Annotated in this window: 10 protein-coding genes and 1 CRISPR repeat array; of the genes, 6 read left to right on the top strand and 4 right to left on the bottom strand. The window is 69.6% G+C overall.

Annotated elements, in window-relative coordinates:
- The first annotated feature begins 44 nt into the window (after nucleotides 1-44).
- Both C8263_RS06600 and C8263_RS06595 read left to right on the top strand, forming a co-directional pair.
- Complete coding sequence (locus C8263_RS06600) at nucleotides 45-1,025, top strand: sugar-binding transcriptional regulator (RefSeq protein WP_107137484.1); 981 nt, start codon at nucleotides 45-47, stop codon at nucleotides 1,023-1,025.
- A gap of 16 nt (nucleotides 1,026-1,041) precedes the next feature.
- Nucleotides 1,042-2,178, top strand: a complete 1,137-nt coding sequence (locus tag C8263_RS06595; RefSeq protein ID WP_107137340.1) for an HD-GYP domain-containing protein — start codon at nucleotides 1,042-1,044, stop codon at nucleotides 2,176-2,178.
- 52 nt (nucleotides 2,179-2,230) lie between these two features.
- Here the strand turns inward: C8263_RS06595 and C8263_RS06590 are convergent, their stop codons facing one another.
- The 4 genes from C8263_RS06590 to C8263_RS06575 all read right to left on the bottom strand — a co-directional run bounded on the left by C8263_RS06590 (nucleotide 2,231) and on the right by C8263_RS06575 (nucleotide 8,174).
- On the bottom strand, nucleotides 2,231-3,115 hold the full coding sequence (locus C8263_RS06590; RefSeq protein ID WP_107137339.1) for an N-acetylglucosamine kinase: 885 nt from the start codon (nucleotides 3,113-3,115) through the stop codon (nucleotides 2,231-2,233).
- 585 nt (nucleotides 3,116-3,700) lie between these two features.
- The gene (locus tag C8263_RS06585; protein ID WP_107137338.1) at nucleotides 3,701-4,330 is read right to left on the bottom strand and encodes a hypothetical protein; all 630 of its coding nucleotides are present in this window, start codon (nucleotides 4,328-4,330) and stop codon (nucleotides 3,701-3,703) included.
- 36 nt (nucleotides 4,331-4,366) lie between these two features.
- Complete coding sequence (locus C8263_RS06580) at nucleotides 4,367-6,661, bottom strand: putative bifunctional diguanylate cyclase/phosphodiesterase (RefSeq protein ID WP_107137337.1); 2,295 nt, start codon at nucleotides 6,659-6,661, stop codon at nucleotides 4,367-4,369.
- A gap of 394 nt (nucleotides 6,662-7,055) precedes the next feature.
- Nucleotides 7,056-8,174, bottom strand: a complete 1,119-nt coding sequence (locus C8263_RS06575; RefSeq protein ID WP_158263755.1) for a GGDEF domain-containing protein — start codon at nucleotides 8,172-8,174, stop codon at nucleotides 7,056-7,058.
- Nucleotides 8,175-9,081: 907 nt separating this feature from the next.
- Here C8263_RS06575 and C8263_RS06565 point away from each other — a divergent pair.
- The 4 genes from C8263_RS06565 (at nucleotide 9,082) to kynA (ending at nucleotide 12,709) form a co-directional block, all read left to right on the top strand.
- Nucleotides 9,082-10,293: a S8 family peptidase gene (locus C8263_RS06565; RefSeq protein ID WP_107137334.1), complete on the top strand. Its 1,212-nt coding sequence runs from the start codon at nucleotides 9,082-9,084 to the stop codon at nucleotides 10,291-10,293.
- Between the two features lie 100 nt (nucleotides 10,294-10,393).
- Complete coding sequence (locus C8263_RS19250; protein WP_158263754.1) at nucleotides 10,394-10,567, top strand: hypothetical protein; 174 nt, start codon at nucleotides 10,394-10,396, stop codon at nucleotides 10,565-10,567.
- 52 nt (nucleotides 10,568-10,619) lie between these two features.
- Nucleotides 10,620-11,870, top strand: coding sequence for a kynureninase (gene kynU / locus C8263_RS06560; RefSeq protein WP_107137333.1), 1,251 nt, complete (start codon nucleotides 10,620-10,622; stop codon nucleotides 11,868-11,870).
- Nucleotides 11,867-12,709, top strand: a complete 843-nt coding sequence (gene kynA, locus C8263_RS06555; RefSeq protein WP_107137332.1) for a tryptophan 2,3-dioxygenase — start codon at nucleotides 11,867-11,869, stop codon at nucleotides 12,707-12,709. Before kynU ends, kynA begins: the two co-directional genes overlap by 4 nt.
- Nucleotides 12,710-12,754: 45 nt before the next feature.
- Nucleotides 12,755-13,151: a CRISPR direct-repeat array (repeat unit 37 nt; unit sequence GTTTCAATCCTCAGCCCACCCGAAGGCGGGCTGTGAC).
- Nucleotides 13,152-13,316: the final 165 nt, after the last annotated feature.

The raw sequence follows: 13,316 nt of genomic DNA, 5'->3' as shown, positions 1-13,316 counted from the left end.
GAACATCTGTTCACCCTGAGGTCCGCTGCCGTATGCTGCCGGGCATGACCGATGCGCTGGAGGTTCAGGCGGTGCGCGTGGCGCGGCTGTACTACCACCAGGGCCTGACCACCGGGGCCATCGCCCGTGAGCTGGGGCTTTCACGCCCCAAGGTCAGCCGGCTGCTGTCGCACGCGCGGCGCAGCGGGCTGGTGGAGATCCGTATTCACGACCCACAGGGCGCGCCGCAGGCCCTGGAGGCGCAGCTGCGCGCACGCTACCCCTTCCTGACCCCGCAGGTGGTGCCGGTGCCGCCGCAGAGCCCCGAAACCGCGTGGCTGGAGCGGGTGGCAGTGGCCGCCGCGCGGCGACTGGAAGAGACCCTGCGCCCGGGGCAGGTGCTGGGGCTGGCCTGGGGCACCACTGTGGGCGCCGTGTCGCGCGCCCTGACCCCACGCCCGGTGCCCGAACTGCAGATTGTGCAGCTCAACGGCAGCGCCAGCGCCCTGGATTTTCACGATGGCCTGGTGACCGACACCATGACCCGCTTTGCCCGGGCGTTTGGAGCGCGTGCGTGGTTGTTTCCCGTGCCCACCTTCTTCGACGACCCCACCACCCGCGCGGCCATGTGGCGCGAACGCAGCGTGCAGCATGTGCTGGCACTTCAGGCCCGCGCCGACGTGCTGCTGTACTCGGTGGGCTCGCCAGCGGCCCAGGTGCCCAGCCACGTGTACGCTGCCGGCGCGCTGACGGCCGCCGACCGCCACGAACTGCAGGCCCAGGGAGTGGCAGGCGACATTGCCACCGTGTTCTTCCGGGCCGACGGCACCTCGGCTGGCCTGCCCATCAATGCGCGCAGCAGCGGCCCCGCCCTGACCCTGATCCGGCGCGCGCCCCAGAGCCTGTGCGTGGTCAGCGGGCTGGGCAAGGTGGCGGCGCTGCGCGCGGCGCTGGCGGGCGGGCTGCTGCGCACCCTGATCGTGGATGACCGCACGGCGCAGGCCCTGCTGCAGGCCCCAGGTGAAGGAGTTCTGAAAGAACGCTGAATCTAAACTGCTGTCCATGACGGGCCCGGCCGCTTATGACCACACCCCGGCGGGCGAACGCGCCGCCCAAGAGATGCTTCACCTGACCGGGCTGGTGCTGGCAGCGCGCACCCTGGCGGCCGGCGTGACCCCCACCCTGGAAAAACTGGTCAGCGACACGGCCGCTGTGGGCTCGGCGTACTTTCAGCTGGAAAGCCTGGATCTGGCGTACCGGGTGCGCGCCGCCACGGGCGAGATGCCTGCCACGGCCGGTATGGAGGCCATTGCCGCCCACGGCCTGCCGGTGGACACGCCCCTGCTGCAGGCGCTGCGCGCCGGGGCGCCCCTGTTCGTGGACGACACGCGGGCCAGCGCCGTAACCGCCGGCTTTCCCGAACTCGGCGTGGCCAGTGTGGCGGCGGCCCCGGTGCGGGCCAGCGATGGCCGGCTGCTGGGCGCGTTCCTGATGCACACCCTCAGCCCACACTGCTGGCAGCCGGCCGAGGTGGCGCTGTTCACCCTGGTGTCGGGCACGGTGGCGGCGCTGTCCGGGCGACTGGCTGCCGAGGAGGACGCCCGGCAGACCCGCGAGGCGGCCCTGCGCGCCCTGGGCCTGATGCTCGAAGCGCGCGACGGCGAAACCCACGGCCACACCGACCGCGTGACCCGGCTGGCCCTGCGCGCCGCCCAGAGCCTGGGCTGGGCAGGCGACCACCTGGAGGCGCTGCGCTGGGGCGCCTACCTGCACGACATTGGCAAGATTGCCATTCCCGACGCGGTGCTGCTCAAACCCGGGCGACTGACCGATGAGGAGTGGGCCACCATGCGCTCGCATGTGGAAGCCGGCGAGCGCTTTGCCCGCGCCCTGGCCTTTTTGCCTCCAGTGGCCCTGAACGTCATTCAGGACCACCACGAGCACTGGAGCGGGCGCGGCTACCCGGCGGGGAAGCAGGCTGAGAGGATCAGCGTGGAGGGGCGGCTGTTCGCCCTGTGCGACGTGTATGACGCCCTGACCAGTGAGCGGCCCTACAAGCGCGCCTGGACCCACGAGGCCGCCGTGGCCGAGCTGCGGGCCCAGGCCGGGCAGCAGTTTGACCCTGAACTGGTGGAGGTGGTGATCCAGGCCGCCGAGGGTGCGGGCCCAGAGGACGCGGGGCGGGCGCTGCTGAACTGAAGGGGCCGGGGCAAGGAGCTCCGGCCCCTCTTCCCTGCTCATCTCCCCTTCCTCAGCCCAGGTGCCGCTCGGCGTAGCGCGCCGCTGCCTGAGCGTGGTCGCGCTGCTGCACCGAAACCCCGGGCAGCGCGCGCCCCAGGGCGGCCGTGAACAGCGGCGAAATGCGCAGCGCGCCGCCCGTGGCCGTGACGGGCAGGGGGCCGGTGCGGGCCTGCACCCGCCGCGCCAGGGTGGCCAGGGCCTGGGCCGCCTCGTACAGCAGGGCGGTGGCCACCGGGTCACCGGCGTCGGCGGCGCGGCCCACGGCGGGGGCCAGCCGGGCCACAGCGCCCGCGCCCGGGCCCGCGTAGGCAAAGGCCCGCAGCGTGTCCCAGTCCAGGCCGCCAGCCACGGCCGCGACTTCCTGGGCCAGGGGGCCGCCGGGCAGCTCCCCGGCGTCCAGCTGATCGGTGACCGCCCGCAGCGCCGCGCGCCCCAGGCTGAAGCCCGCGCCGTCATCGCCAATTAAAAAGCCCCGTCCCCCCGCGCGCAGCACCTCACCGCCCCGGGTGACGTGGTAGGCCACGCTGCCGGTGCCGGCGTACAGCAGCACGCCCGCGCCGGGCGCGAGGTGGGCGCGGTAGGCCAGATCCAGGTCGCTTTCCACACTCAGGGCGCGGCGGCTGACACCCAGGGCGTGCGCCAGGGTGTCGGCCACCGCCTCGGCGGCGGGCGTGCCGCTGCCCAGGCCGGGCAGCCCCGCGTGGACGGCCGCCGGCTGCCCCGGCAGCGCCGCACACAGGGCTTCCAGGCTGGCCGGGCCCTGGGGGGTGCGCAGCAGGCCAGCCGTCAGCGGCGGCGCCTGCCCGGCCGCCACAGGCACGCCCGCGCGGCACAGCGCCCATTTGGTGGCGCTGCCCCCAGCGTCCAGGCCCAGGGTCAGGGTCAAGCGGTCCACCAGTTCCCAGCAGTCATGCCCCCATTCTGACAGCGGCGGCCGGGCACAGCGGGCCGGTCTCGCCTGCCGCCGGTCAACAGTGCTGGGCCGCGGCCGCAGGCTGTTCGGTTTGAATCCTCTTTTCCTCGTTCCCTCCGGTCCGGACAATGCCGTAAGGCGTTACGGAACTTTCCGCAAGCCGTATGACGCAATGGTGCCAACCGGGGGCCTTGCGGAGCTGCGGAGCACGGCAGGAACAGGAACGGATGTTCCGGAGAGGGACATTATACGGACTGCCGTCCATTTCCGTCACATCCGGGAAAGAGCCGGATGTTCCTTCAATTCCCGGAAATCCGCCTTCTTTCCTGCTCCCTCTGGTCGCAAAAGTTCCGTAACACGTTGCGGAACTTTTCGGAACCCGTATTACACGAAACTCAGGTGAGCCGAAGGCGAGGAGTGAGCAGACTCGCAGAGTTGCCTCGCAGAGCGAACGCAAGAAAAGTCGGGACTCCGGCGATGAAACAGCACTCCTGCGCTTTTCCCAGGAGGCTTTGGCATCAGAGGCGTCCCGTATCAGACCCCGGACCAGGATTCCCCGGCTGCCGCTCAGGTCATGTCCGGAACGTCGTCCCACTCCAGCGTCAGGGTGGCGAACGGCGTGACCAGCAACTGCTGCACGGCCGCGCGCAGTTCCTGAATGGTGCGGGTCACGGCGCCCTGGTCGGTGTGCAGCGGCGCTTCGTCCTGACTGCGCCGGAACAGGCGGCCCAGCCCGGAGGCCGCCCGGGGGGCCGGCGCACGCGCAGCGCTGTCAATGGCGGCGGCCAGAGCCAGCGTGGCGCTGCTGATGCGGGGGGGGTCGCCCAGCGAGTCCAGCTGCAGTTCCAGCACCTGATTGTCGCGCACCAGCAGGTCCACCGGGGTGGGGTCCGCCCCCAGGGGGGCAGCGCAGCGGGCCTGCAGGTGCTGCTGGTGGCGCAGCTCGGCCTTCAGGCCCAGCGTGGCGCTGGGGCGCAGCAGGCGGTCGCCCTGCAGCACCATGGGATTGACCGGATCATCTTTCAGAATCAGGATGCGCAGGCGCGCGCCCGTGCCCTTGTGGGCGTGCAGCACCGTCAGGGACTGGCCCAGGCGGTACAGGTGTTCATCGTTGTGCAGGAGGGCCGGGCAGGCGTCGGACAGGCTGGACGCCCCGTAGTGGGCGGAAGAGGGGGAAGCCGGCACCACCTGTGTCATGGTCCCAGCTTACCCCCCGGTTCGCACAGCTTTCTTTCAGACCTCTGACGGTCGGCCCAGGGATGCGCCGGGCCGCTGCGCCAGCAGGGTGGCCAGCGCCTGCGGGCGCGCGATGTGGTAGCCCTGCGCGTAGGTGCAGCCCAGGTCACGCAGGCGCTGCAGCATGGCCTCGTCTTCCACGCCCTCGGCCACCACCGCCAGCCCCAGGTCGCTGGCCAGGCGAATAGAGCCGTGCAGCAGGGCAGCGCGCTGGGTGCCGCCCAGGGAGGCGCGCAGAAACGAGCGGTCCAGCTTCACCACGTCCAGCGGCAGCTCGGTCAGCACGCCCAGACTGGAATGCCCGCTGCCAAAGTCGTCCAGCGCCACGCGCACGCCCGCCTCGCGCAGCTGGCGCAGGTGGGTGCAGGCCAGCGAGACATTCTGCATCACGGTGGATTCGGTGACTTCCAGGGTCAGCAGGTCAGCCGGGGCCTGCAGGGTGTCCAGCACCGCCATGACCTGCGCCGCGAAGTCAGGCGTGAGCAGCTGCACCGGGCTCACGTTCACGTTCACCCGCGCCTGTGGCCACACCGCGCGGGCCTGCAACACCTCGCGCACCGCCGCGCGCAGCGCCCAGTCGCCCAGCGCGTAAATCTGTCCGCTGCGCTCGGCGATGGGCACGAAGGTGGCGGGCGATACCGGGCCATGCACCGGGTGGGTCCAGCGCAGCAGGGCCTCCACACTCACCCAGGCGCCACTCTGCACGGCCATGACCGGCTGGTAGGCCAGAAACAGTTCGCCCCGGGCCGCTGCGCCCGGCAGCAGCGTTTCGAGCAGGTGCGCTTCCTGGCTGCGGCGCAGCAGCGTTTCGGTGAACAGGCCCAGCGGCTCGTGGTGGTCCAGGGCGTGCTGCAGGGCAATGCCGGCGTGGCGCAGCAGGGTCTGCGCGGGCAGGCCGCCGGGCGCCCCGGCAGAGCCGGCCGTGAGTTTGACCATCACCTCGCCCTCGGTCAGCCGGAAGGGCTGTTCCAGTTGCGCCAGCAGCGCCGCCGGCTCCAGGCCCTGCGGCGCGCGGGTGACCAGGGCCAGGGTGCTGGTCGACAGCCGCGCGCACAGCTGCTGCGGTCCGGCGGCGCGCAACCGGGCGGCCAGGGCCGCAATCAGGGTGTCCACAAAGTGTTCGCCGTACAGCCCGGTCCACTCCTGCAGCCGGGGCACCTCCACCACCAGGGCGCCGCACACCGTCTGGTCGCCCAGCTCTTCCAGCAGCCCCGCCAGGGTATAGGCGCCGGTCAGCTCGTCCTGCTGGGCGCGGGTTCGCAGCTGCGCCTCGCGGGCCTGCAGGTGGTCCAGCAGGTCATTGATGGTGCCGGCCAGCAGCCCCAGCTCGGTGCGGTCGCGGCCGTCCAGGCGGTGGACCGGGTTCCGGGCGATCTGCTGCACGTCGCGCTTGTAGCCCTCGACCACGTTCAGCACCCGGCGGTTCAGAAACCACAGCAGCCCCGTGCCCGTCAGCAGGCTCGCCAGAATAACGGCCAGCCGCAACTGCTGCGTGGTGACCTCGCCCGCCTGCGATACGGCGCGCGTCTGGCGCACCTCCAGGGCCAGTTGCGGGGGCCCGCTGGGGGCCGCCAGCGGCGCGCGGGCCAGACTCTGGTCGGCGCCAAAGCGGTAGGTGACGCGGGCCGGCGGGCCAGGGCTCAGGCGCGCGCCAAACGCCCGCTGGTCGTACATCAGGGCGCTCAGGACCCCGGGGGTCAGTTCGCGGGCCAGCAGCATCACTCCGCCCCGGCCCTGGCCATCGTCACGCGTGATCACCCGCGCGGCCACCGCCACCGGGCGCCCCTCCAGCGCCACCACGCCGCTGCGGCCCTCTGGCGGCAGCGGCTGGGGCAACTGGGCAAACAGTGCGCGCAGCACCCCGGTGGCGGGCACCACCTGTTCGCCGCGCAGCGTGGCGGCCGACAGCACCCGGCCGTCTGGCGCCTGTATGCCCCAGTAGTCCACCCGCCCACCCTTGAAGGTGCCGGGCACCAGGTTGGCGGCCAGATACTCCGGATTGCGCCCAGCCGCGAACTCAAAGGTTTCGGTCCAGAGGCTGAAATTCAGCACGAACAGGCCCACCCGGTCCTCTTCGGCCTTGAGGTTGGCGGCGGCAATTTCAGCGGCCTGCTGCAACTGCGCGCGTTCAATCTGGGCAAAGCGGGCGTTCATGACCCCGGGAATCAGGACCAGGGCACTGACGCCCAGCGGCACAAACAGCGCCAGCAGTAGCCCCAGCACCTGCAGCCGCAGGGACTGGGGCTGCAGGTGCTGGGCACTGGGAGAAGGTGCCAGCGGGGGCGTGGTCATATGGGCCGGGCGAACGCGGCGAGAGCGAACAGAAGGCGAACCACGGAGAGACAAACACCGTCCTTTGGCGCGTCCGGGGCTGGCGCGCAGCAGTGGGGCAGGGTGAGCCAGGGACCGCAGCTCAGGCTATGGCCCACCAGAGGCCAGGGGAAGACGACGGGGAGGCGCGGTGAGAGGCAGGAACAGGGTCATGGTGCCGCGCGGGCTTTCGCGCTGGATGAGGAGCATGAGGACTGGGCTTTAGGCATCTGGGGCGCTGGGTTGGGGCGCCACAGCCCCACAGCTCGGCCACCGGCCCATTGTGAGCCCCAGGTTCTGTACCGAAGCTGATCCGGCTTGCAATGCCCGCGCTGTCTGCGCGCGCTGGCCGGGGGGGATGGGGGTGGGCCCCGCTTCAGCGCACCGGGGGCGCCGCTTCCAGCAGGGCCTGCAGGGGGCCGCTGTCGGGCAGGGCGGCGCCCGGGGCGGCAATGCGCACGCCATTGCGCCCCGACTGCTTGACCCGGTACAGCGCGTCGTCGGCCTGCCACAGGGTGCGGGTGCTGGACCACGGTCCAAAGGACGCGCCGCCAATCGACACCGTCACGCCGCCCAGGGGCGGAGCAAAGCGCAGCCCGGTCACGGCCTCGCGCAGCCGCTGGGCAATCTGGGGCAGCCGCTCGGCGGGCACCCGGCGCAGAATCACGGCAAATTCCTCGCCACCGTAGCGGTAGGCGCGGTCACGCCCGCGCAGGGTGTCGGCCAGCACCCGGCCCACGGCGGCCAGCACCTCGTCGCCTACCGGATGGCCAAACTCGTCGTTCACGCGCTTGAAATGGTCCAGATCAATGAGCAGCAGGGCGTCTCCGGGGGCCGTGAGGGGCAGGTCCTGTTCAAACTGGCGGCGGTTGGGCAGGCCACACAGGGCGTCTTGCAGCGCCTGCAACCGGAACTGGTCTGTGCTTTGCAGCAGGGCCACGCGGCTGGTGATCATGACCGCCACGGCCCAGAACCCCAGGATGTGGAAAGCCAGGGCCGGCAGGTACACCCGCAGCAGGGTTTCGGTGTCGCCCAGCAGCCACAGCGGCAGTTCGTTGGGCAGAAAGATCAGGCTGCCGGCCCAGCCGTAGCGCCGCAGCGAACCCTGGGCGTCGTGCATGTTCAGGGTCCAGCGCAGCGAGTGCGCCAGGGCCGCGACCGCCAGCAGGTTCAGCACGCTGATCAGCGCGTCGCTGGCGTGCCCGGCCAGCGGCAGCAGCGCGGCGGGCAGGCCGCACAGCACCCCCACCCAGCCCCCGTAGCGCAGCGCCATGATCGCAATAGGCACCAGCGCCAGATCAATGCGGGTCCCCGACGGCTCGGGCGTGGCCATCAGGTACAGCGTCACCGTGGCCAGCATGGTCAGCAGCAGCCGCAGGGTGGGCAGGCGCCAGCCCGGGGGCGGCGGCCACGCCCGGTAGGTCTGGCTCAGCAGAAACGCGAACGTGATCAGCACGCTCAGGTTCACAAATAGGCTGTGCAGCAGCGCGTTCAAGGCAGGCGGGACACAGGCTCCGTGACGGGGAGCCGCCGGACGGGAAGCGGAGGCCAGGTGGACAACAAAGGTCAGCCGTACTCTGACAGATTTGCCCAGCCTGACCGCCGGAAACCAGGATGCCCCCGGCAGGGGGGACATCACACCTTTATCTGCACCCGGGCATCAGATTCCTCATGAAGAAACGTCAATCCTCCTCACTGTTCGGTCAGACAGCGGAGCCGAACGCCGGGGCCCATGGGGCTCTTCAGGCGCACTGGACCGTCCTGGGTGTCCCATGCCTGCCAGATGGCAGGGGACAAGGCTGAACCTCATCTGAAGGATGCTCAGGGCCGGCTGTCATGGAAGGCGACCTCACAACCTGATCGTGGTTTACCCCTCACCGCTGGCCCCGGCGCCAGTTCGGGCAAACACGGCGCGTTACCGAGGGGCCGCATCCCCATTCCCCAGGAGGTTCACCATGAGGTCCCAGTCCTGGCAAGGGGAGCAGGAAAACGCACGCGGCTGCCCCTGCAGCTTCCTGCGAGGGGTACGCCACCTGTCCGGGGTGCTGACCTCCTTGGATCTCTTCCCGTTTTGCCAGCCCCTGCTTTCAATGCAGGCGGTCCTAAAGCGTGAAGGAGATAAAGCAGTCCTCATCTGACCCTGCTGCCAGTGGAAGATGTCCCACTATAAAAGACGATAAAAATGGTCGTTTTGGTGCAGGAAAACTTGACATTTGAATATCTGGCCCGGGGTGATTGGGCACTAAGGAAAATATTCTCATGTTGGCAGCATCGTGCGCTGACTATCATTCGTTTCGTTCCTACAGCTGATCGACCTCAATGCTTCTGTTCAGGCGCACGTTTCTGTGTCTCTGGGGCAGACATGGCTGTGCGAGGCCGAGGAATACCCCAGGAGGTTCACCATGAACGCACGTCTTGCCAGCTCTGCCCTTGCGCTCACCCTTCTCCTCGCCGCGTGCGGAACCAGCACGACCACGCCCCAAGCCACTGAGCCTGCCGCCAATGCCGGTACGCCAGTGCTGGGCACGGCCAACCCCGACGCCATTCCTGGGCAGTACATCGTGGTGTTCAAGGATGACGTCGCCAGCGACCTCAGCGCTCAGGACGCCAGCGGCCTGATTGGAAGTCTGAACCTTGACCCCCAGGGCGTGACGATTCAGCACCTTTACAGCGTGGCTCTGAACGGCTTTGCGGCCAAGTTAAACCCCGAGAACCTGCAGAAGCTGCAGGCAGACCCCCGCGTGAAGTACATCGAGCAGGACGGCGTGATGCACGCCACCGCCACCCAGACCGGCGCCACCTGGGGCCTGGACCGCATTGACCAGCGCAGCCTGCCCCTCAACGGGTCGTATGTGTACAACGCCACGGGCAGCGGTATCCGCGCCTACATCATTGACACGGGGATCAACACGGCGCACAGCAACTTTGGTGGGCGCGCGGTGTGGGGTACGAACACCACCGGGGACGGCAACAACTCCGACTGCCAGGGGCACGGCACGCACGTGGCCGGCACCGTGGGGGGCAGCACCTGGGGCGTGGCCAAGGGTGCGACCCTCGTCGCCGTCAAAGTGCTGAACTGCCAGGGCTCGGGCAGCAACTCCGGCGTCATTGCCGGTGTTAACTGGGCACTGAATAACAAGGGCACGGCCAAGGCCGTGGCGAACATGAGCCTGGGCGGGGGCTACAGTCAGGCTGTGAACGACGCCGTGAACAACGCCGCCAGCCGCAACCTGGTGATGGTGGTGGCCGCAGGCAACGAGAACCAGAACGCCTGTAACGTCTCGCCAGCCAGTGCCGCCAGTGCGATCACCGTGGGCAGCACCACGAACACGGACGCCCGCAGCTCCTTCTCGAACTTCGGCAGCTGCGTGGATATCTTCGCCCCCGGCAGCAACATCACCTCCACCTGGATCGGCTCCACCTCCGCCACCAACACCATCTCCGGCACCTCCATGGCCTCTCCCCACGTGGCCGGCGCCGCTGTCCTGAAGCTGGCCGCTGGCAACAGCACCACCAGCAGCGTCACGAGTGCCATCATCAATACCGCCACCACCGGCAAGGTGACGGGCGCGGGCACCGGCAGCCCCAACCGTCTGCTCTACACCGGCAACTGAATTCAGCTCTGCCCCCGGTCCCCGGCCCCTGTGGCTGGGGGCCTTTTCCCTGGGCCGTTTCCTGGCCCTGTGGCGGCGGGTCATGTACCCTGAAGTCAGCGTGAGACGACTGTGCCCCCCTGCTGTGGGAAGCCGCTGCCTGGCCGCCCGGCCAGGGGCACGTCGTCTCTTTCTGGCCGGGCACGGCCGCCACGCGGTGGCCAACGCCATTGCCTGCGTGCTGCATGCGTGGTGGTGCGCGCATCTGGGCCGCCCGATGCGCGCCCCTCTGTAGGCCGCATTTCGCCCCGCCGCCCCACTGTTGCACCGTTGCTAAGGAGTGAACCATGACCACCCAGACGGCCCTGGCCGACCTGCAGACCCTGCCCGTTCCCCCTGAAGTGCTGGCCCTAGATGCCCGTGACCCCCTGGCCCACAAGCGCGGGGACTTTCTGTTGCCAGAAGGCGTGATCTACCTGGACGGCAACAGCCTGGGCGCGCTGAGCCGCCGCGTGGCAGCGCGCGTGCGCGGGGTGACCGAGCAGGAGTGGGGTGAGGCCCTGATTGGCTCGTGGACCTTGGGGGCGGCCCAGGGCCGGGACTGGATGGCGCTGCCCGACCGCGTGGCGGCCAAGATCGCCCGCCTGATCGGCGCGCAGCCCGACGAGGTGGCGGTGGGCGACAGCACCAGCGTGAATACCTTCAAGGCGCTGGCGGCGGCCCTGGGCGTGGCGCCCCCCGAACGGCGCGTGCTGCTGACCGACGCCGACAACTTTCCCACCGACCTGTATGTGGCCCAGGGCCTGAGCGCGCTGCTGGATGGCCGCTTTGAGCTGCGCCGCGTGCCGGCCGGCGAGGTGGGCGCCCACCTGGGCGCCGACGTGGCCGCTGTGCTGCTGACCCAGGTGGACTACCGCACCGGCCGTTGCCTGGACCTGGCGGCCATCAGTGCGCAGGCCCGGGCGGCGGGGGTCCTGACGGTCTGGGATCTGGCGCACTCGGCCGGGGCCTTTCCGGTGGAGCTGAACGCGGCGGGCGCCGACTTTGCCGTGGGCTGCGGTTACAAGTACCTGAACGGCGGTCCCGGGGCCCCAGCCTTTCTGTACGTGGCCCGGCGGCACCATGACCGCGCCCCGGTGGCCCTGAGCGGCTGGATGGGGCACGCCGACCCCTTCGAGATGGCGCGCGACTACGTGCCGGCCCCCGGCGCCCGCCGCTTCGTGACCGGCACGCCCATGGTCCTGAGCCTGAGCGCCCTGGACGCGGCCCTGGACGCCTTTGCCGACGTGGACCTGCAGGTCCTGCGCGCCAAGTCCCTGGCCCTGACCGACGCCTTTATTGGGTGGCTGGACCCCGCGTGCGCGCGGCTGTCCCTGGAGCTGGTCACGCCGCGTGGCCACCACGAACGCGGCTCTCAGGTGAGTTACCGCCACCCCCAGGCGCGCGAGGTGATGGCCGAGCTGATTGCGGCGGGTCTGGTGGGCGACTTCCGCACGCCGGACATCCTGCGCTTTGGGTTGACGCCGCTGTATCACTCGTTTGCCGATGTGTACCGCGCGGCCCGGGGCGTGCAGACCATCCTGGAGGCCCGCGCATGAGCCGCCCCGAGCACCACCCCGACGCCCCCGAGCAGGCGTACACGGACTTTACCCGCAGCCTCAGCTACGGCGATTATCTGCAACTGGACACCCTGAAAAGCGCCCACCGCCCGGTGACGACAGCGCACGACGAGCACCTCTTTATTGCCGTGCACCATGTCAGCGAGGTGTGGCTGGAGCTAATTATCCGTGAGCTGCGCGCCGCCATGGCGCAGCTGGAAGCCGGCATCACCGACGCGCCCCTCAAGGGCCTGACCCGGGTGGTGCGGGCCCAGGAGCAGCTGACCAACGCCTGGGAGGTCCTGAAAACCATGACCCCGGCGGACTACCTGCAGTTTCGCCACGCCTTCGGGCAGGCGTCTGGCTTTCAGAGTGCTGCCTACCGCATGGTGGAATTTCTGCTGGGCAACCGCTTTGAGGCCCTGCTGCGGCCGCACGAGCACCGCCCCGACCTGCATGGGCCCCTGCAGGAGGCCATGCAGGCCCCCAGCGTGTACGACCTGACTCTGCGCCTGGTCGCCGCGCGTGGCCTGTCCATCCCCCAGGCGGTCCTGAACCGCGACCTGAGTCAGCCGCCCGTCCTGAACGAGGACGTCCTGGCCGCGTGGCTGCAGGTGTACCGCGACCCCGCGCATTACTGGGACCTGTACGAACTGGCCGAGAAGCTGCTGGACGTGGAAGACAATTTTCGCCGCTGGCGCTTTAACCACATGACCACCGTGGAGCGCACGATTGGCTTTAAGCGGGGGTCAGGCGGCACGAGCGGGGCCGCCTACCTGCGCCGCGCCCTGGACACGGTGCTCTTCCCGGAGCTGTGGGAGATTCGAACCCGGCTGTGAGAGGCATTGACAGCGGCAGACGTCGGTAACCTCAGCCGCCGTCAGGTTTCAATCCTCAGCCCACCCGAAGGCGGGCTGTGACCTCGGCCATCTCCTGTTCCCGGAGGGCCTGCTTCCAGTTTCAATCCTCAGCCCACCCGAAGGCGGGCTGTGACGGGGCAGCGGAAACCGGCTGCTGACCCTCACAGTGGTTTCAATCCTCAGCCCACCCGAAGGCGGGCTGTGACATGGCCTGCGGGCGGCGCTGGACAGTGCGCGGTGTTTCAATCCTCAGCCCACCCGAAGGCGGGCTGTGACCCCACCCTCCCCTCCCCCACGGTGCAGACGGTTACGTTTCAATCCTCAGCCCACCCGAAGGCGGGCTGTGACAGCGGCGGTCGCGGCAGCAGGCACGGGTGGCGCCGGGTTTCAATCCTCAGCCCACCCGAAGGCGGGCTGTGACCCGGCCATCTGGAGGACCTGGAGGACTGTATGCAGGTTTCAAGACCTGTTGCGCAGTAGGAGTGGAAGTGGGTAGCTTGAGGCGTGTTGCGGCTGGAGAAGTTGACGTCCAGAGCACGTTCCTTTGAGCGGCTGGTCGGGCTGAGTCCTACAGAATTCGACCACC

The sequence above is a fragment of the Deinococcus arcticus genome (genome assembly GCF_003028415.1).
GTDB lineage: Bacteria > Deinococcota > Deinococci > Deinococcales > Deinococcaceae > Deinococcus > Deinococcus arcticus.
Note: the sequence above shows the minus strand (reverse complement) of the source record. Positions and strands in the feature narration are given on the sequence as shown.

Excerpts from the sequence above, each read along its gene's own strand:
- C8263_RS06585 (WP_107137338.1), bottom strand. The coding sequence starts at position 4,330 with ATGACACAGGTGGTGCCGGCTTCCCCCTCTTCCGCCCACTACGGGGCG.
- C8263_RS06565 (WP_107137334.1), top strand. The coding sequence starts at position 9,082 with ATGAACGCACGTCTTGCCAGCTCTGCCCTTGCGCTCACCCTTCTCCTC.
- kynA (WP_107137332.1), top strand. The coding sequence starts at position 11,867 with ATGAGCCGCCCCGAGCACCACCCCGACGCCCCCGAGCAGGCGTACACG.
- C8263_RS06600 (WP_107137484.1), top strand. The coding sequence starts at position 45 with ATGACCGATGCGCTGGAGGTTCAGGCGGTGCGCGTGGCGCGGCTGTAC.
- kynU (WP_107137333.1), top strand. The coding sequence starts at position 10,620 with ATGACCACCCAGACGGCCCTGGCCGACCTGCAGACCCTGCCCGTTCCC.
- C8263_RS06595 (WP_107137340.1), top strand. The coding sequence starts at position 1,042 with ATGACGGGCCCGGCCGCTTATGACCACACCCCGGCGGGCGAACGCGCC.
- C8263_RS06580 (WP_107137337.1), bottom strand. The coding sequence starts at position 6,661 with ATGACCACGCCCCCGCTGGCACCTTCTCCCAGTGCCCAGCACCTGCAG.